This is a genomic window from Nocardia amamiensis, assembly GCF_015477605.1.
GTDB lineage: Bacteria > Actinomycetota > Actinomycetes > Mycobacteriales > Mycobacteriaceae > Nocardia > Nocardia amamiensis_A.
Map to the genome: position 1 here is coordinate 219,105 of NZ_JADLQX010000007.1, position 18,366 is coordinate 237,470.

At 67.7% G+C, this 18,366-nt stretch carries 16 protein-coding genes; 12 read left to right on the forward strand and 4 right to left on the reverse strand.

What is annotated here, in order from left to right:
• Window positions 1-73: 73 nt before the first annotated feature.
• A complete protein-coding gene (locus IU459_RS12380) occupies window positions 74-1,078 on the forward strand; it encodes an NAD(P)H-quinone oxidoreductase (protein WP_195129638.1) in 1,005 nt (334 codons plus the stop codon).
• Window positions 1,079-1,101: 23 nt separating this feature from the next.
• Here IU459_RS12380 and IU459_RS12385 read toward each other — a convergent pair whose 3' ends face one another.
• Window positions 1,102-2,304, reverse strand: coding sequence for a cysteine desulfurase-like protein (locus IU459_RS12385; RefSeq protein ID WP_195129639.1), 1,203 nt, complete (start codon window positions 2,302-2,304; stop codon window positions 1,102-1,104).
• Window positions 2,305-2,555: 251 nt separating this feature from the next.
• On the opposite strand from IU459_RS12385, the gene IU459_RS12390 reads away from it, so the two are divergent.
• The 7 genes from IU459_RS12390 to IU459_RS12420 all read left to right on the forward strand — a co-directional run bounded on the left by IU459_RS12390 (window position 2,556) and on the right by IU459_RS12420 (window position 9,183).
• Complete coding sequence (locus IU459_RS12390; RefSeq protein WP_195129640.1) at window positions 2,556-3,161, forward strand: bacterial proteasome activator family protein; 606 nt, start codon at window positions 2,556-2,558, stop codon at window positions 3,159-3,161.
• Between the two features lie 225 nt (window positions 3,162-3,386).
• Window positions 3,387-4,268, forward strand: coding sequence for a galactan export ABC transporter permease subunit Wzm/RfbD (gene wzm / locus IU459_RS12395; protein ID WP_195129708.1), 882 nt, complete (start codon window positions 3,387-3,389; stop codon window positions 4,266-4,268).
• A gap of 17 nt (window positions 4,269-4,285) precedes the next feature.
• Window positions 4,286-5,113, forward strand: coding sequence for a galactan export ABC transporter ATP-binding subunit Wzt/RfbE (wzt, locus tag IU459_RS12400; protein WP_195129709.1), 828 nt, complete (start codon window positions 4,286-4,288; stop codon window positions 5,111-5,113).
• Window positions 5,110-6,126 carry a galactofuranosyltransferase GlfT1 gene (gene glfT1, locus IU459_RS12405; protein WP_228837775.1) on the forward strand — a complete coding sequence of 339 codons (1,017 nt, stop codon included), beginning with the start codon at window positions 5,110-5,112 and terminating at the stop codon, window positions 6,124-6,126. The genes wzt and glfT1 overlap by 4 nt, the downstream gene beginning before the upstream one ends.
• 217 nt (window positions 6,127-6,343) lie before the next feature.
• Window positions 6,344-7,390, forward strand: a complete 1,047-nt coding sequence (gene rsgA / locus IU459_RS12410) for a ribosome small subunit-dependent GTPase A (protein ID WP_195129641.1) — start codon at window positions 6,344-6,346, stop codon at window positions 7,388-7,390.
• 57 nt (window positions 7,391-7,447) lie between these two features.
• The gene (locus IU459_RS12415; protein ID WP_195129642.1) at window positions 7,448-8,188 is read left to right on the forward strand and encodes a hypothetical protein; all 741 of its coding nucleotides are present in this window, start codon (window positions 7,448-7,450) and stop codon (window positions 8,186-8,188) included.
• Between the two features lie 143 nt (window positions 8,189-8,331).
• A complete protein-coding gene (locus IU459_RS12420) occupies window positions 8,332-9,183 on the forward strand; it encodes an SDR family oxidoreductase (RefSeq protein WP_195129643.1) in 852 nt (283 codons plus the stop codon).
• A 179-nt stretch (window positions 9,184-9,362) separates the two neighbouring features.
• Here the strand turns inward: IU459_RS12420 and IU459_RS12425 are convergent, their stop codons facing one another.
• Window positions 9,363-11,264, reverse strand: a complete 1,902-nt coding sequence (locus IU459_RS12425; protein WP_195129644.1) for a glycosyltransferase — start codon at window positions 11,262-11,264, stop codon at window positions 9,363-9,365.
• Window positions 11,265-11,392: 128 nt separating this feature from the next.
• Window positions 11,393-11,935 carry a GtrA family protein gene (locus IU459_RS12430; RefSeq protein WP_324198842.1) on the reverse strand — a complete coding sequence of 181 codons (543 nt, stop codon included), beginning with the start codon at window positions 11,933-11,935 and terminating at the stop codon, window positions 11,393-11,395.
• 147 nt (window positions 11,936-12,082) lie between these two features.
• On the opposite strand from IU459_RS12430, the gene IU459_RS12435 reads away from it, so the two are divergent.
• From IU459_RS12435 to IU459_RS12445, 3 genes are all read left to right on the forward strand, one after another.
• Complete coding sequence (locus tag IU459_RS12435) at window positions 12,083-13,075, forward strand: glycosyltransferase (protein WP_195129645.1); 993 nt, start codon at window positions 12,083-12,085, stop codon at window positions 13,073-13,075.
• Window positions 13,072-14,661: a DUF2142 domain-containing protein gene (locus IU459_RS12440; protein ID WP_228837777.1), complete on the forward strand. Its 1,590-nt coding sequence runs from the start codon at window positions 13,072-13,074 to the stop codon at window positions 14,659-14,661. The genes IU459_RS12435 and IU459_RS12440 overlap by 4 nt, the downstream gene beginning before the upstream one ends.
• A 588-nt stretch (window positions 14,662-15,249) precedes the next feature.
• Window positions 15,250-15,963, forward strand: a complete 714-nt coding sequence (locus tag IU459_RS12445; protein ID WP_195129646.1) for a hypothetical protein — start codon at window positions 15,250-15,252, stop codon at window positions 15,961-15,963.
• 84 nt (window positions 15,964-16,047) lie between these two features.
• Here the strand turns inward: IU459_RS12445 and rfbB are convergent, their stop codons facing one another.
• On the reverse strand, window positions 16,048-17,064 hold the full coding sequence (rfbB, locus tag IU459_RS12450; protein ID WP_195129647.1) for a dTDP-glucose 4,6-dehydratase: 1,017 nt from the start codon (window positions 17,062-17,064) through the stop codon (window positions 16,048-16,050).
• 306 nt (window positions 17,065-17,370) lie between these two features.
• Here rfbB and IU459_RS12455 point away from each other — a divergent pair, with 306 nt between their 5' ends.
• Window positions 17,371-18,084: a hypothetical protein gene (locus IU459_RS12455; protein WP_195129648.1), complete on the forward strand. Its 714-nt coding sequence runs from the start codon at window positions 17,371-17,373 to the stop codon at window positions 18,082-18,084.
• The last annotated feature ends 282 nt before the right edge of the window (window positions 18,085-18,366 follow it).

The following is an 18,366-nucleotide window of genomic DNA, read 5'->3' on the forward strand; positions in this document are numbered from 1 at the left end:
GACCGCCCCGGTTCAGCGCCGCTCGGCGGGGGTCAGCGCGCGCTGGTCCGCACCGGCGGAGCACTATGGCACGGTGCGTGCGATCGATCTGAACGGATTCGGCGGACCCGAGACGATGTCCTGGGCCGAGACGCCCGATCCGACGCTCGGGCACGGCGAGGTCCTGATCGATGTGGCCGCGGCCGGCGTCAACCGGGCCGACCTGCTACAGCGCCGAGGCCACTACCCTCCTCCGCCGGGCGCGAGCCCGGTCATCGGCCTGGAATGTTCCGGTGTCATCGCCGAAGTCGGCGACGGGGTGCGTGACTGGGCGGTCGGCGATCGGGTGTGCGCGCTCCTGTCCGGCGGCGGTTACGCCGAGCGAGTCGCGGTTCCGGCGACCCAAGTGCTCCCGGTCCCGGACGGCCTCGACTTGGGCGCGGCGGCCGGACTGCCCGAAGTGGCGGCCACCGTGTGGTCGAACCTCGTGATGACCGCGGGCCTGCGCGCCGATCACCTGGTGTTGATCCACGGCGGCGGAGGCGGTGTCGGCACGCATGCCATCCAGGTCGCCAAGGCGCTCGGCGCGCGCGTCGCGGTGACCGCCGGGTCGGCCGATAAGCTGGCGCGCTGCGCGGAACTGGGGGCGAACGTGCTGATCAACTATCGCGAGGACGATTTCGTCACCGCGGTGCGCGCCGAGGAATCGGGCGCGGGCGGCCCCGGCGCCGACATCATCCTCGACAACATGGGCGCGGCCTATCTGGAGCGCAATGTCGACGCCTTGGCCGCTAACGGCAAACTCGTGGTGATCGGCATGCAGGGCGGTGTGAGTGCGGAGCTGAATCTGGCCGCGCTACTGGCTAAGTGGGGCACCGTCCACGCCACCAACGTACGGGCGCGGCCCGCGACCGGCGTCGGCGGCAAAGCCGAGATCATTGCCGAGGTACGCAGGCATCTGTGGCCGTTGATCGCCGACGGCACCGTCGTCCCGGTCATCGCGGCAGAGCTGCCGATCGAAGAGGCGGGCGAAGCGCACCGGCTGCTGGACTCCGGCGAGGTGTTCGGCAAAGTGGTGCTGCGCGTGAAAGAACTCTGAGCGGCTGCCTTCGCTCGACCCGCTCACTCCAGCGCCAGCAGCGCCCTGCCGAGCTGATCGATCTCGAACTTGGTGGTGTAGGGCGCGAGGCCGATGGTCACGGCGCCGCCCTCGTCGTTGACGCCGAGCGCGTCGAGCAGCCTGCTGCCGCCGTGCACGCCGCTGACCGTTCCGATCCGGTGGTCGGCCAGCTTGGCCGCGACCTTCTCCGCCTGCATGCCGGCGAGGGTGAAGCTGACGGTGGGGATCCGGGTGGACGCGCGGCCGATCACGGTGAGACTCGGGATCGCGCTCAGGACGGCCATCAAGTGCTCGAACAGCTCGTCGTGATAGTCCTGCAGCGAGGTGATCGACATCTCCAAGCGCTCCCGCCGGGTTCCGCGCGCCCGTTCGTCGAGGCCGGCGAGGAAGTCGATCGAGGTGGTCAGGCCGGCGAGCAGCGCGTACTGATGCCCGCCGACCTCGAGGCGTTCGGCGCCCTTCGCATACGGGTTCAGCGACATCGATGGAATCCGGTCCAGGAACGCGGGGTCGCGGAAGACCAGCGCGCCGATCTGCGGACCACCCCACGCCGGTGCGCTCAGTGCGACCACGTCGGCGTTCAATTCGTCGATGTCGATCAGCGCGTAGGGGGCGGCGCCGAACGCGTCGGCCACCAGCAACCCGCCCACCTCGTGCACCCGGTCCGCGGCCACCCGCACGGCAGGCGCCGAGCCGACGATGGGCGAGGCGGCGGTGAGCGCCACCAATCGCGCCGTTGGGCCGATCAGCTCCTCGAACTGCCAGGACGGCATCTCGCAGGTCTCGATCTCCACTTCGGCCCAGCGCACGTGCGCGCCGTATCGATTGGCGATGCGCAGCCAGGGCGCGACGTTGGCCTCGTCGTCCAGCCGGGACAGCACGATGCCGGTGCCGAGCCCGAGCCGGGAGCTCAGCGATTCGGCGAGCCAGGCGAGCAGGACCGCGCGGTCGGGGCCGAGCACGACACCGGCCGGGTCACCGCCGACCAGGTCGGCCACCGCCTCCCGAGCGGCGTCCAGAATCGCCGCGCTGCGCACCGCGGCACTGGTTCGACCGGTATGCGAAAAAGAAGAAGTCCGGAAACCCGTTGAGACGGCACGGGATACCGCATCCGGAACCAGCATGCCCGCTTGCGGGTCGAGGTGGATCCAGCCGTCGCCCAGGGACGGTATCAGGCCCCGAACCCTCGCGACGTCGTAAGTCATGTTGGCCACTCTAAGGGCAGCGGGCGAGCCTGTGTAACCGCGTTCCCCTCCGCGACCTGGTGGGAGCACAGCGACCTGGGACTCAGCATGGTGACCGACTTTCGACAGATCCGAACCACACGACGCGAACAGAATAGAACGCCGAGGCCGCGCGGCGGCGTCGACCGGGCAACCCGTCGCAGTCCCTCTGCACCCCGGGGCCAGGGGCACCGGCTTAGCGCGTTCGCGGCGGACGCGACATGATAGGGATCATGACGCACTCGGATGAGGCACCGGACCACATCGTCGTCGTCGGTCCCAACGGCAGGCCGTTGGCCATCCCGGCGGCCCCGGGGTCGGACACGCCGTACACCGCCCACGTGGTGACCGACGACGACAAGAAGGACGACTCGGACGATCGCGACGACGTCGGCGAATCGCTCGCCGACATGGTCGAGCAGCCCGCGAAGGTCATGCGGATCGGCACCATGATCAAGCAGCTGCTCGAGGAGGTCCGCGCGGCCCCGCTCGACGAGGCCAGCCGCAATCGCCTCAAGGAGATCCACACGTCCTCGGTGCGCGAGCTGGAGCAGGGCCTCGCCCCGGAGCTGCGCGAGGAACTCGAGCGGCTCACCCTGCCGTTCACCGACGACGCCGTCCCGTCCGACGCCGAGCTGCGGATCGCGCAGGCGCAGCTGGTCGGCTGGCTGGAGGGGCTGTTCCACGGCATCCAGACCGCGTTGTTCGCCCAGCAGATGGCCGCACGCGCCCAGCTCGAGCAGATGCGTCAAGGCGCCCTGCCGCCCGGCATCCACGCCGCCGACCCGCGCGGCAGCCAGTCCAGTCCGGTCACCGGCGGTTCCGGCCAGTACCTGTGAGACCGGCGACGCGCGTGTGCCACGCGGTGGCGGCAAGCCGCAGGGGTAGTCTCGTGCACCGTGCCCGCCGCTGCCGCTCGCCCCGACTCGGTATCCGATCCGAGTGCGGTGCCTCCTGAAGAGAGCCCAGTTGGTTCCGATGACCAAGCGCGTACCGACGACACCTCACCGACCTCCCCGAACGAGGACGTGCGCTCCGGCGACGACTCGGCGCAGGAGGCTCCGGTGAGCGCGGCCACCCCGCAGACCGAGGCCACGCGCGCCGGGGCGACCGTGGCGAAGATCGTGCCGGACTCGCAGACGTTCCGGCGCGCCTTCCAGGACTTCTCGGGCGGATTCGCCCAGCGGGAGCTGTGGCTGTCGCTCGGCTGGCAGGACATCAAGCAGCGCTACCGCCGCTCGGTGCTCGGCCCGTTCTGGATCACCATCGCCACCGGCCTGCAGGCCATCGCGATGGGCGTGCTCTATGCGGCGCTGCTCGGCCAGCCGCTGCGGGAGTACCTGCCTTACGTGACGGTCGGGCTGATCATCTGGAACGTCATCAGCGCGAGCATCCTGGAAGGCTCGGAGGTGTTCATCGCCAACGAGGGCCTGATCAAACAGCTGCCCTCCGCGCTGAGCGTGCACGTCTACCGGCTGGTGTGGCGACAGCTGCTGTTCTTCGCCCACAACATGGTCATCTACCTGGTGATGCTCGCCGCGTTCGGCGTCTGGCGCAATCTCGGACCGGCGAGCCTGCTGGCGATTCCAGCGATCGCGCTGATCTTCCTGAACTGCGCGTGGGTCTCGATCGTGTTCGGCATCTTCAGCACCCGCTACCGCGATATCGCACCGATTCTCGGCAGCACCACGCTGATGCTGTTCGTGCTCACGCCGGTAATGTGGACGACCAAGACCCTGGAATCGCAGGTCGGCACCGGCGACCGCGCCAAGCTCGCCGAACTCGTGCCGACATTCCACTATCTCGAAATCGTCCGGGCGCCCCTGCTCGGCGAACCGCAGGAACTGCGGCACTGGCTGGTCGTCGGCGCGATCACCCTGCTGGGCTGGATCGTGGCGATCTTCGCCATGAAGCAGTACCGTTCGCGCGTACCGTACTGGGTATAGGAGCGCCCGTGAGCCGTGTGAGTATCGAGACCCAGGAGGCGTGGGTCGAATTCCCGATCTTCGACGCCAAATCGCGCTCGTTGAAGAAGGCGTTCCTCGGCAAGGCCGGCGGTGCGATCGGACGCAACCAGTCCGACGTCGTCGTGGTCGAGGCGTTGCGGGACATCACGCTCTCGCTGCAAGAGGGCGACCGGATCGGCCTGGTCGGGCACAACGGCGCGGGCAAATCGACGCTGCTGCGGTTGCTTTCGGGCATCTACGAGCCCTCCCGCGGCAGTGCGCGCATCCGCGGGCGGGTCGCGCCGGTCTTCGATCTCGGCGTCGGCATGGATCCGGAGATCTCCGGTTACGAGAACATCATCATCCGCGGCCTGTTCCTCGGGCAGACGCGCAAGCAGATGTTGTCGAAAATCGATGAGATCGCCGATTTCACCGAGCTGGGCGAATATCTGTCCATGCCGCTGCGCACCTATTCCACCGGTATGCGGGTCCGGCTCGCGATGGGCGTGGTGACCTCGATCGATCCGGAGATCCTGCTGCTCGACGAGGGCATCGGCGCGGTCGACGCGGAATTCATGAAGAAGGCCCGGCTCCGGTTGCAGTCGCTGGTGGCCCGGTCCGGCATCCTGGTTTTTGCCAGTCATTCCAACGAATTCCTCGCGCAGTTGTGCGATACGGCGATGTGGATCGACCACGGCCAGATCCGCTTGCGTGGCGGCATCGAAGAAGTGGTGCGAGCCTATGAGGGGCCGGAAGCGGGGAATCATGTGGCGACCGTGCTACGCGAAATGGAGGCCGAACGGGCCTCGCGAACCGAGCGAGAATTGGAGCGGAATCAGGCATGAGTGAGCCGACCGGGCAGGAAACCCCGATCGACGAAGGGGCGCAGTCCCGGATTGGCTCCGTGCCGGAGGAAGGCGTCGACGACCCGCGCAGCGCTCGACACCCCGCGACCCCGGGCTCCGGCTCGGGCGCACGCATCGTCGCCGTCGTCGTCACGCACAAGCGCCGCGAACTGCTCGCCGAGTCGCTGAAAGTCGTTACGTCCCAGTCCCGGCCGGTGGACCACCTGATCGTGGTCGACAACGGCAACGAACCGGAGGTGGCCGCGCTGGTCCGCGACCAGCCGGTGGAGTCCACCTATCTGGGTTCTGCGCACAATCTCGGCGGCGCGGGCGGTTTCGCGCTCGGCATGCTGCACGCCCTGAGCATCGGCGCGGACTGGGTGTGGCTCGCCGACGACGACGGCAGGCCCGAAGGTCCCGATGTGCTGTCCACCCTGCTCGATTGCGCGGACCGGCACGGGCTGGTCGAGGTGTCGCCCGTGGTCTGCGATATCGATGAACCCGACCGCCTCGCCTTCCCGCTGCGCCGGGGCGTGGTGTGGCGGCGGCTGCGCTCGGAACTCGGCGACGAGGACTTCCTGCCCGGGATCGCCTCGCTGTTCAACGGCGCGCTGATCTCCGCGAAGGCGGTCGACGTGATCGGCGTGCCGGACCTGCGCCTGTTCGTCCGCGGCGACGAGGTCGAGGTGCATCGCCGCCTGGTGCGCTCCGGCCTGCCGTTCGGCACCTGCCTGCAGACGGCGTATCTGCATCCCAACGGTGCGGCCGAGTTCAAGCCGATCCTCGGCGGCCGGATGCACACGCAGTACCCCGACGACCCGGTGAAGCGTTATTTCACCTACCGCAACCGCGGCTATCTGATGTCCCAGCCCGGCATGCGGAAACTGCTGCCCCAGGAGTGGATCCGCTTCTCCTGGTTCTTCCTGGTCACTCGGCGCGACCCCGCGGGACTGCGCGAGTGGTTCCACCTGCGTTCCCTCGGCCGCCACGAACAGTTCGGCAAGCCCGAATAGTCGCCGGCCCGTGCGATCGGAAATTCGGTTGCGCGGGTGAGGGGTTGGGTGCGAAGGTAGGGCAACTGCGAGAGAGGCAAGGAGGTGGACCGTGACGAGGAACGTTCGGATTGTCGTGTCCGGGTGCGTTACCCATTCGGCCACACGAAACTCCTGCTCATTCTCCATTCGCTGAACCCTGGTCGGGTTCGGCGCCCGACGAAGGATTCCTTCCACCATGGTCGACTACGACCTTCTCGTCCCTTACGGCTGGACCGAAGCCGTTTCCACCCGTTACGCCTCGATGATCGAGGAAGGCTGTGTGCCCGCGCGGATCATCCGGATGGACCGCAGCGAATGCGACGTGGCCACGCCGAGCGGGCTCGCCCGGGCCCGCTGTCCGCGCGCGGATTCCGAGGTCAGCGGGCTGTGCACCGGCGACTGGGTGAGCATCGATAGCGATTCGTCCGTGCGGCGACTGCTGCCGCGCCGGTCGGCGATCGTGCGCTCGTCGGTGTCCGGCCGGTCGCAGGGCCAAGTGCTGGCCGCCAATGTCGACACCGTGCTGATCTGCACCGCCGCTGACGGCGACGTCGACCTCGGCCGGATCGAGCGCATGCTCACGCTGGCCTGGGAAAGCAATGCCCAGCCGATCGTGCTGCTCACCAAGTCCGACGCGGCGGCCCACCTCCCGCTCGACGAAGTGCGCGCGGTGGCGCCCGGCGCGGCCGTGCTCGCGGTGAGCGCGGACACCGGCACCGGGCTCGATGTGCTCGTCGCGATGCTGGCGGGCACGGTCGCGTTGATCGGACCCTCCGGTGCTGGGAAGTCGACGCTCGCCAACGCGTTGCTCGGCGCGGAGATCTTCGCCACGAACGCGGTACGCGACGCGGACAAGAAGGGCAGGCACACCACCGTGCACCGGGAGCTGCGCCCGCTGCCCGGCGGCGGCACGCTGATCGACACGCCCGGGCTTCGTGGCGTCGGACTGTGGGACGCCACCGAAGGCATCGAGAAGACGTTCAGCGACATCGAATCCCTTGCCGCCCAGTGTCGTTTCGGCGATTGCGCACACCGCGGCGAACCGGGATGCGCGGTGCGGGACGCGATCGACAACGGCGAGCTGACCCAGCGCAGGCTGGACAGCTACCGCAAACTGGCGCGGGAGAACGAGTGGATCCAAGCGCGCACCGACAAGCGGTTGCAGGCCGAACGCGAGCGAGCCTGGCGGGACATCACCAAACAGCATCGCAAGATGTTCCGGGAGAAGAACTCGCGGCGCTGACACCCCCGGAGGCACGGTAGGGTCGCCCTCGCACTGTTCGCTATCTGGGAGGGATAGATGAGTCACCCCGGCGGGTACCCGCCTCATGGCCAGCAGCCCGGGCAATGGCCTGGACAGCCGGCGTTCGGTCAGCAGCCGCCCGTCGGCCAGTACCCGCCCCCGCAGGCGCCCGCGCAGTACGCGCCGGCGCCCGCCGGGCAGCATCCGAGCCAACCGCACCTCATGCAGCCGCCCGCCGGGCAGCATCCGAGCCAACCGCACCTCGTGCAACCGCAGGCCGGGCAGCCCCCGTACGGGCAGCCCGCGCCTCAATTCGGCCAGCCCGCACCGCAGTACGGCCAGCCGCAGCCGTATGGTCAACCCGCGCCGTTCGGGCAGCAGCAGTACGGGCAGCAGCAGGGTTACGGCCAGCCCGCCGATCCGCCCGGCATCACCATCGATGCCTCGTACTCGGGCTGGGCGTTCCTGCTCGCGTTGACCAAGCCGAAGATCCTGGTCAACGGCCAGCAGGTGCCCAACACCCGGTGGGGCGCGAACCACATTCCGGTCGGCCCCGGCCAGTACCACGTCCGCGTGACCACCCCGTGGTTGTTCGACATGGGTCCGGCGAACGTGACGGTGCCGATCGCCGAGGGACAAGCCACGCGCTTCTACTACAAGGCGCCGGTGGTGATCTTCCTCAACGGCGCGATCGGCCCGGTTCCGCAGAAGGCGCCGGGCATGGTGTTCCTGTACATCGTCTGGGCACTGACCGGCCTGCTGATCCTGCTGAACATCCTGACGCTCGCTGCGCTCTGAACAAGAGAGGGCACCGGCATACCGGTGCCCTCTCTTCGCACACCCTATGCAACTGATTGCATACTGCCGAGGTTTACGCTTAGTGTGCAAGCGCGCGACGCCGCGGACGTCCTGACCGCGGCACACACGAAGGAGCAGGTCACATGACGGAACCGGGATCCAAGCCGCTAGCGGGGCGGACGATGATCATGTCCGGCGGCAGCCGCGGCATCGGTCTGGAGATCGCCAAGCGGGCCGCGGCCGACGGCGCCAACATCACCCTGATCGCGAAGACCGACCAGCCGCACCCCAAGCTCCCCGGCACCATCCACACCGCCGCCGCGGAACTCGAGCAGGCGGGCGGGCAGGTGCTGCCGTTCGTCGGCGATGTCCGCGTCGACGAGTCGGTGGCCGAGGCCGTGCGCCAGACGGTCGAGCGGTTCGGTGGCATCGACATCGTGGTGAACAACGCCTCGGCGATCGATCTCTCGCCCACCGATGCGCTGTCGATGAAGAAGTACGACTTGATGCAGGACATCAACTGCCGAGGCAGCTTCCTGTTGTCCAAACTGAGCATCCCGCACTTGCGCGAATCGGCGAAGGCCGGACGCAACCCACACATCCTCACCCTGTCCCCGCCGCTGAACCTGGACCCCAAGTGGGCGGGCATGGCGCTGGGCTACACCATCGCGAAGTACGGAATGTCGCTGACCACCCTGGGTCTGGCCGAGGAGCTGAAGGGCGACGGCATCGGCGTCAACTCACTGTGGCCGCGCACCACCATCGCGACCGCGGCGGTGAAGAACCTGCTCGGCGGCGAGGAGATGGTCGCCACCTCGCGCACCCCCGACATCTATGCCGACGCCGCCTACCTGGTGCTCACCTCGCCGGGCAAAGAGACCAGCGGCAACTTCTTCATCGATGACGACGTCCTCGCGGCCCACGGCATCACCGACCTGGACAAGTACCGCGTGACGCCCGGCGACGCCGAGCTGACCACCGACCTGTTTCTCTGAGCTCGCCCGGGCGTGCTCGGGCCGACCGCCGGTGCCCCCAAAGTTGCGTTCAGGTCCTACGAAAGGGGCCTGATCGGGCACGGGGGCACCTGGTGAGTCAGCCATCGAACCGTGCAGTGCTCGACGCGGTCCGCGACGGCGCCACCCAGCCCGGGCGGCGCCGTCCGCGTGCATTCTGATCAGTCTCGCGTGATGCCGTACAACCGCTCCCAGTTGGTGCGGCTGGTGAGTTCCGGCATTGCGGCCCGGTATTGCGCCTGCACGCCGGGCAGTTCGCGGCGCAGGCGGCGCAGCACGCGCAGGGTGCGGCGCAGCAACTGACGGGCGCGGGCCTTGTCCCGCCGGCGCACCCGCACGCCGGACTGCGAGGCGTCGGTGACCACCACGTGGTCGAACAGCGAGACATGCCACCAGTAGGCGTCTTCCCTGGTGACGCCGATGACACCGTGCTGGGTGCGGCCGAGCCACTGATTGATCGCACGCTTGACCAGCACCAGCAGTGCGCGGCTGGGTTCCCCACCGGCGCGGCGCAATTGGATATCGGCCGAGCGGACCGGGGGCGTCGCGGCCGGGTGCTTGATCGTCTCGGGGTAGTCGCCCCGGCTGGTGCGCGCGGCGGCGAGGGCTTCGATACCGCCGTCTTGCAAGACCTTCGGACCCTTCAGGAAGTCCTCGATGCCCTGCAAGGTGGTGTGCACCAGGCCGTACTGCATCGCGACCAGTTGCTCGGACAGTTCGCGGAACAGCTTCCGGGTGATCTCCTTCGCGTCCAGATCCGCGTGCAGCGAGCCGACGATCAGCGAGTTCCGGGTGCTGAAGTAGCGCGCCCAGTCGTCGTAGTCCTTCCAATAGAAGTCCGCGTGCCACACGGCGGCATTGGGCAGCGTGACGGTGACGAAACCGTGCTCGCGCGCCCGGATGCCGTATTCCACGTCGTCCCACTGGAAGAAGATCGGGATCGGCAGCCCGATCTTCGCGACCACCTCGGCCGGGATCAAGCAGGTCCACCAGGCGTTGTACCCCGCGTCGACGCGGCGCTCCTGGTTCTTCTTCAGCATGCTGGTGTTGCGCAGCGCCTTCGGCACCCGCTGCCCGTGCCGCAGCCGGTGCAGGTGCACTTCCTCGGCGCCGACGTTGAGGTAGTCGGGGTTGAGCAGGAACAACATCTGCGCACCGACCAAAGTCGGCTCCACCGTCAGGTTGGCGAAGGCGTTGAGCCGCAGCACCGTCTCCGGCTCGCACAGGATGTCGTCGTCCATCAGGATGACGTCGGCGTGCTCGTTGACGGCGGACACCTCGTACAGACCGCGTGTGAAACCACCCGCGCCGCCCAGGTTGGGCTGACGGATGTAGCGCAGCTTGTCCCCGAAGACCGGGAGGACCTCCTGATAGCGCGACCGGTTCTCGACCAGATCGGTGCCCTGGTCGACGACGTACACCGCATCGATCGCCGCGAGCACGGTGGGGTCGGACGACAACGCGGCGACGGTCTCGGCGCAGTCCTCGGCACGGTTGAAGGTGCAGATGGCGATCGCGACCGGTCGCACCTTCTCCGGCGCGACGGCGGTCCAGGTGAGCTCGGCGATGCCGAGCGCGCCGCCGATGGCGTCGAATTCCAGCCACAGCGCGCCACCGTCGACGTACTGGTCGAGCGGAGCGGTCAGGGTCACCGAGCCACTCGCGTCGACCCGCGTGGTGTCGATGATCCTGCGGTGGCCCGCGATGTCGGAGGCGACCAGCCGGATCTTCGCCTTCGCGACGACGTCGAGCACCATGGTGGCCCGCACTTCGGTGACCGTGGTCCAGCGCTGCCAATAGCTGGCGGCGAATCGGCCGAAGTAGGTATTGGTGTGCGCGGTCGCGCCCTTGTCCAGTCGCAGCGTCAGGCGTTCCCGATGCGCACCCCCCTTGACGACGGCATACAGGTCGTCGCTCACCTTGGCCGACGGGCCGGTGAAGATGCCGCGCTGTAATACGAGCCGGTCCGGCGCCCGATGGTCGGCGCGCAGTGCGGCAGGCGCGTCAGCGGCCGTCGAGCGATCGTTTGTTTCGGTAACGGCCTGGGTAGCCGACTGATCCATGAAATCCTCGAAATTCTCATTGTGCCGGACGGGACAGACACGCCCCTGGATGCCTTCACGGCGGGGGTGAGGATATCAACCGGCCTGTCGGCGTGCCCGCCGTGTAGCCGCGCCGCCCGTTGCCTGAACTATTGCTGAACGTTCGCCGATTCGTTGTCCGTGGTGTTGCCCGTATCCTCGCGAGCCCCCGTGAACACGAATTTGTCGTACGCCCAATAGCGGAACACAACCGCCACGATCTGCCCGATGAGGGTGCCCGAGATGTTGTCCGACAGCGGGGTGGACAGGTCGAGCACATAACGGGAGAAACCGAGGCAGCCCAATTGCAGGCCGATCGCGACGACGTTGAACATCGCGTACAGCAGGTACTCGCGCCCGGGGTTGCCGGTCTGCTTGTGGGCGAAGGTCCACCACTTGTTGCCGAAGTAGGTCACCACCGTTGCCACCGCGATCGCGATGATTTTGGCCGGCAGTGGGTAGTGATAGAGCAGGCCCTCGCCGCCCCAGAACACCAGGAGGTTGTACGTGCCCGCGTCTACCAGGAACCCGATCGCGCCGACGACCAGGAAGGCGCCGCCTCGGCGCAGCGCGGTGAGCACCGTGCGGACGAGCGATCCCGGCTCCTTGGTCACGGGCTCGGCGGCGGGTGCGGTGGACTCACGGGATGGCACGGCCCGACGGTACCGCAGCCCGGCGGAACCGGCCGTAAGGGGAAATTCCGTCTCCGCACGCGGTGAGGTCGGCCACGCGTCCGCGGTGGGTTCCCTGTACCCTCCCCGTGTTCCCACATTCAGCACCGATCGCGAGGATTGACCGGGGTGGACTCCACCGAGCTTCGTATTGCCGCCGTGGTTCCGTGTCACAACGAAGAGGCTTCGGTCGCCAAGGTCGTCGCCGACCTGCAGGCCGCTGTGCCGGGCATCGTCGTCTACGTCTACGACAATCTGAGTACGGACTCCACCGCCGAGCGGGCCCGCGAGGCCGGAGCGATCGTGCGGCACGAGTACACCAAGGGCAAGGGCAACGTGGTGCGCCGCGCCTTCGCCGACATCGAGGCCGACGTCTACTTGATGATCGACGGCGACGACACCTATGAGGCGTCGGCCGCGCCGCTGATGATCAAGACCCTGCTGGACGGCCCCTACGATCACGTACTCGGCGTGCGCAAGCAGGACGAGGGCGCCTCGGCCTACCGCGCGGGACACGAGACCGGCAACAAGGTGCTCAACGGCGTGGTCGGGAAGGTGTTCGGCGAGAACGTCGAGGACATGCTCTCCGGCTTCCGGGTGTTCTCCCGCCGTTTCGTGAAGAGCTTTCCCGCGGTCTCCCGCGAGTTCGAGATCGAGACCGAGCTCACCGTGCATTCACTGCATCTGCGGGTGCCGCGGACCGCGGTACCGGTCGGCTTCCGGGACCGTCCCGCGGGCAGTGAGAGCAAGCTGCGCACCTACCACGACGGGTTCAAGATCCTCGCGCTGATCATCGGGCTGGCCAGGCATGAGCGGCCGGTCGCCTTCTACGGTTTGTTCGGCACGCTGAGCTGGCTGGTCTCGATCATCCTGACCATCCCGATCGTCGTCGAGTTCTACAACACCCATGAGGTGCCGCGGTTCCCGACGCTGTTCCTCGGCTTCACCCTGCTGCTGCTGGGCAGCCTGGCCTGGACCGCGGGCCTGATCCTGGACGGCATCCGGCGTTCCAGGCACGAAGCCGCGCGCCTGGTCTACCTGCGGTACGCCGCGGTTGGCGCGGACGATCAGCGCCTGAACGACACCTATGACGCCGCCAGCGACGGCGGAGCCGGGCGTTGACCACATCGGCGGATCGGACCGCGACGCCTGACAAGGATCTGACAACTCCCGCGGACACCGCGCCGCTACCCGCGACCGACACCGCACCACTACCGGCGACCGACGCGACGCAGCCGACACCTGCGGGCGGGTCCGGGCAAGGCTTCGCCCACCGAGCCGTGGCGCGTTTCGGCGCTGCGACGATCGCCTTCACCATGCTCGCGGCGATCTTCGGCGCCCTGTTCACGGTGCTCACGCCGCCGTTCTGGGGTCACGACGAGATCACCCAGTTCGGCCGCGCCTACCAGGTCGCGCACGGCGGTTTCCTGCCGCAGCGGATTCAAGACGACCGCGGCATCGCCTACGGCGGCGAGGTTCCCTCCAGCATCACCGTGCTGATGGGCTACGCACTGAAGGACTACACCACCAACCCGGACGAGCCGGACCCCATGGTCGAGAGCCCCGCCCACTACGAGCAGTTGACGAGCGCCGCGGTCTCGGACGCCACCGAACCGGTGTGGTTCACCAATACCGCCGCCTACTCGCCGGTGCCTTATACCCCGGCCGCGATCGGCATCCGGCTCGGCGAACTGCTCGGGCTCGATGTCGGCGGCCTGCTCCTGCTCACCCGGCTCGCCGGGCTGGCGGCCTACCTCGCGGTGGTCGGCTTCGGCCTGTACGCGCTGCGCGCGCACCGGGTGCAGTGGCTCGCGTTCACCGTCGCGGTGCTGCCGATCGCGGTGTTCCAGGCGGGCACGGTCACCGCCGACACCATGACCAACGCGTTGGCGATCATGGTTTCCGCGCTGCTGGTGAAGGCAGTGTTCCTCGGCGAGCGACTGGGCCGGGCGGAGATCGGCGCGCTGCTGGCCGCGACGGTCCTGCTGCCGGTGAGCAAGCCCACGTACGTGCTGCTCGCGTTGCTCGTCGTGCTGGTGCCCGCCGACCGTTTCGGATTCCGCGGCTGGCAGCGCTGGATCCCATGGGTTTTCGCAGCGACGGGCGCGCTCGCATTCGCGGTGTGGATGAAGATCGCGGCGCCGACCGGCGACGGCATGGGCCTGATGCGGCCGCAGCACCAGTGGCACTCGGTGCGCCCCGGTGACCAGCTCAGCGGCATCCTCCGTGACCCGCCGGAGTTCGTGCACGTCTTCGGCGAGAGCATCGCGCTGCGCGACCAGCGCTGGTTCAGCCAGTTCTTCGGTGAGCTCGGCTTCGCCTACATCGACGTTCCCGCGATCTCGATGCTGGCCTGCCTGCTCGCGTTCGCGGTGAGTCTGGGCATCGCCGAGCGGATGGACGCCCCCGCCTTCCGCCGCACGCTGATCGTCGCGCTCACCGTGGCGGCGAGCGTGGCGATGATCTACGTGACGCTCTACATGTCGTTCACGCCGGTCGGCTACTACATCGTCGACGGCGTACAAGGCCGCTACTTCGTGCCGCTGGCGATCATCGCGTTCGCGGTGCTGCTGCGCTGGATGCCGTTGCGGCTCACCGATACCGCGGGCAAGACCCCGACGGTGGGTCCGGCCGTCACCGTGCTCGTGACGACGAGCGCGGCGCTCATCGCGGCGGCGGCGAAGTACTACACCATCGTGTGGGGCTGAGCGGCAACCTCATTCGGCCGCGGCGCACGGGATTCGTACCCGGGCACCGCGGCCGTTTCGGTCTCCGGCCGCGCTGAGCGTCCGCTCTCCTGGCGCGCGCAGGGATCGGATCGACCGGCCGCCATCATCGGAGTTGACCGGCCGCCACCAGGATTCGTTGCCCGATACCACTCGACGGTCGCCGCGAGTGCGATACGGAAGGCCGGATCGCGCGGCCGACAGCCACCGTTCGGCGCGCAGCAGGGTCGAGCACCTATCGCCGATCACCTCAGCAACTCCGCCGACAACTTCGAGGTGCGGGGGCAGGCGGACGGCGCGCTCCCACGGACCACCATCCGAACACCGCTGACCTGCTCGTATGCCAGGTCGAGTCGGCAATTCATGCCGAATGAATGTGATATGTATCACATAATTCACGTGAACAGCATGTTACCTATCGCGGAAACTCAAGCGGGCGTAGGAGTTCGACGCTTCATCCAGCACAAGATCAATTAATAGTCAATCACGGACACGTCACGATCTGGCCACTCTTCGACTAGGTTTCTGCTCGTCTAGTCCCCGAACGCTTCAGATCGAGGTTCCGAACAAATGCTGATGAGGAAATTCGCCGCGACGTCGGCACTGCTGATCGCCGCGCTCGGCGTCACCGCCGGCACCGTCAACGCGGCCCCGGCCGGTGAAGCCGCCAGCGGCGCGGTGAACTTCACCGCGCACGCCACCGACAACAAGTCCATCATCAAGACCGACGCCGGTTCCCTGGTCGTCGAGGACGGCGTCTTCAAGGTCAAGGCCGCCAACGGCGCCGTGGTCGCCGGTATGCCGCTGACCTTCCGCGTGGACGACTTCGAGTTCCCGATCGCCGCCGACGTCTCGGACCGCACCGCCACCCTCACCCCGCAGCTCGACCGGTCCCACGCGGTCTACAAGCCGGTCGCCCTGCCCTTCGAGGACAAGGCGCCGTGGAAGACCGAGTACGACCGTGAGCAGGCCGCCTGGTCGCGCCTGACCAGCACCATCTCGACCGGCGCCGCCATCGGCACCCTGGTCGGCGGCCTCGGCGGCGCGGCCGTCGGTTGCGTGCTCGGCGGCATCGCCGGCGCCACCGTCGCCGCCGCCACGATCGTCGGCCTGTTCGGTCCGTTCATCCCGGCCGCCGCCATCGGCTGCATCGGCGGCATCATCGCGGTCGGCGCGCTCGGAACCGTCGCGGGCCAGCTGCTGGTCACCGCTCCGGTCGCGATCGGCGCCGCGATCCAGTACTTCACCACGATCAACCAGCCGTTCACCCCGCCGGCCAAGTAATCCACAACCTGGCGTGCACAACTAAAACGAACCGAAGCCCCGCCCGCGCATCTCAGTGCGGGCGGGGTTTCTTATTCGTGCCGCTCAGTCTCCGGCCGCGCTGAGAGTCCGCTCTCCCGCCTCGTGATAGGCGCGCTCGGTGTCGGCCTTGACCGGCCGCCACCAGGATTCGTTGTCCCGATACCACTGTATGGTCGCCGCCAGTCCGGCGCGGAAGTCCGCGTAGCGCGGCTGCCAGCCGAGTTCGGTGCGCAGCAGCGTCGCGTCGATCGCGTAGCGCTGGTCGTGACCGGGCCGATCGGTGACGTGGTCGAAGTCGTCGGGATCTCGCCCGAACTCCGCCAGGAGCAGCCGCACCACGGACTTGTTGTCCAATTCCCCGTCCGCGCCGATCAAGTAGGTCTGCCCGATCCGGCCGCGCCGCAGGATCTCCCACACCGCGCGGTTGTGGTCGTCGACGTGGATCCAATCGCGCACTTGGTGCCCGGCGCCGTAGAGACGGGGACGCACCCCATCGATCAGGTTGGTGATCTGGCGTGGGATGAACTTCTCCACGTGCTGGTAGGGCCCGTAGTTGTTGCTGCAGTTGGAGATGGTGGCCCGGACACCGAACGAGCGAGTCCACGCACGCACCAGCAGATCGCTCGACGCCTTGGTGGCCGAGTACGGGCTCGACGGGTTGTACGGCGTGGTCTCGGTGAACGCCGGGTCGTCCGACGCCAGATCGCCGTATACCTCGTCGGTCGACACGTGGTGGTAGCGCACATCGTGGCGGCGCACGGCCTGCAGCAGCGAATAGGTGCCGACGATATTGGTCTGCACGAAGGGCCATGGCTCGGCGAGGGAGTTGTCGTTGTGCGACTCGGCCGCGAAGTGCACCACCGCGTCGACGCCGCTGACCAGCTCGTCGACCAGATCCAGGTCGGCGATGTCGCCGTGCACGAAATCGATGCGGTCGGCCACCGGATCCAGCGAGGCCCGGTTCCCGGCATAGGTCAAGGCGTCCAGGACGGTGACGGTCGTATCGGGATGGTCGGACACGGTCTGCTGGACGAAGTTGGCGCCGATGAATCCGGCTCCGCCGGTGACGAGCAATCGCACCCCATGACTCTACGTCGGGTACGGTCGCGCCGACCACGGACTCGAAGCCCGGTGCCGCAGAGGAACTTCCAGGGTTTCGATCTGTGACCTTCGTCTCATCTCTTTCCCATCGATGAGAACCGCAGGTTCGGTCTGTTGCGGAAATGCCCGGTCAACGCCCAGATTTCCACAACCCCACCGAGCCGCGAGTCCGCGCGGTGAACAAAATTTGAATAAACAGTCACAACGGGTTCACCACTCGTTAGCTGCTCTAGATTTTGCTCGTCTAGTCCCCTCCGAATGCTTCAGATCGAGGTTCGAAACAAAATGCTGATGAGGAAATTCGCCGCGACGTCGGCGCTGTTGATCGCCGCCCTCGGCGTCACCGCCGGCACCGTCAACGCGGCTCCGGACACCGAAGCCGACAGCGGCGCGGTGAACTTCACCGCGCACGCGACCGACACCCAGTCCATCATCACGACCGATGCCGGTTCCATGGTCGTCGAGGACGGCGTCTTCAAGGTCAAGGCCGCCAACGGCGCCGTCGTCGCCGGCGCGCCGCTGACCTTCCGCGTGGACGACTTCGAGTTCCCGATCGCCGCCGACATCTCCGACCGCACCGCCACCCTCACCCCGCAGCTCGACATGGAAAAGGCTGTTTACAAGCCGGTCGCGCTGCCGTTCGAGGACAAGGCGCCGTGGAAGACCGAGTACGACCGTGAAACGGCCGCGTTCAACCGCATGAAGGACACCATCTCGACCGGCGCCTCCATCGGCACCCTGGTCGGGGGCCTGAGCGGCGCGGCCGTCGGCTGTGTCCTCGGTGGCATCGCCGGCGCGACCGTCGCCTCGGCGACCATCGTCGGCCTGTTCGGCGCGTTCATCCCGGCCGCGGCCATCGGCTGCCTCGGCGGCATCATCGCGGTCGGCGCCCTCGGCACCGTCGCGGGCCAGCTGTTCATCACCGCCCCGGTCGCGATCGGTGCGGCGATCCAGTACTTCACCACGATCAACCAGCCGTTCAACCCGCCGGCCAAGTAATCCGCGGCTGAACGCATACAACTGAAAACCGAGCAAAGCCCCGCTGCGCTACGCGGCGGGGCTTTGCTATTCATGACGGCTATGGCAAAGATGAACAAATGCTGAACAAATACCGAACGACGACTATTTTTATAGCCGTGACCTGCCCTATTAGGTCCGATGAACTTCGATTTGGAAATTAATCTCCATTGCGCGGGCCAGGTCGCGCCTCGCCCGACGCCGAACGAGTCCGGACGGACGCGAGCCCCGTCCCGTCCAGATGCGGGGCGGGGCTCGCCTCGG

Coding starts and splice junctions, on each gene's coding strand:
- IU459_RS12420 (WP_195129643.1), top strand. CDS start 8,332: ATGACGGAACCGGGATCCAAGCCGCTAGCGGGGCGGACGATGATCATG.
- IU459_RS12415 (WP_195129642.1), top strand. CDS start 7,448: ATGAGTCACCCCGGCGGGTACCCGCCTCATGGCCAGCAGCCCGGGCAA.
- IU459_RS12445 (WP_195129646.1), top strand. CDS start 15,250: ATGCTGATGAGGAAATTCGCCGCGACGTCGGCACTGCTGATCGCCGCG.
- glfT1 (WP_228837775.1), top strand. CDS start 5,110: ATGAGTGAGCCGACCGGGCAGGAAACCCCGATCGACGAAGGGGCGCAG.
- IU459_RS12455 (WP_195129648.1), top strand. CDS start 17,371: ATGCTGATGAGGAAATTCGCCGCGACGTCGGCGCTGTTGATCGCCGCC.
- IU459_RS12385 (WP_195129639.1), bottom strand. CDS start 2,304: ATGACTTACGACGTCGCGAGGGTTCGGGGCCTGATACCGTCCCTGGGC.
- rsgA (WP_195129641.1), top strand. CDS start 6,344: ATGGTCGACTACGACCTTCTCGTCCCTTACGGCTGGACCGAAGCCGTT.
- IU459_RS12390 (WP_195129640.1), top strand. CDS start 2,556: ATGACGCACTCGGATGAGGCACCGGACCACATCGTCGTCGTCGGTCCC.
- IU459_RS12425 (WP_195129644.1), bottom strand. CDS start 11,264: ATGGATCAGTCGGCTACCCAGGCCGTTACCGAAACAAACGATCGCTCG.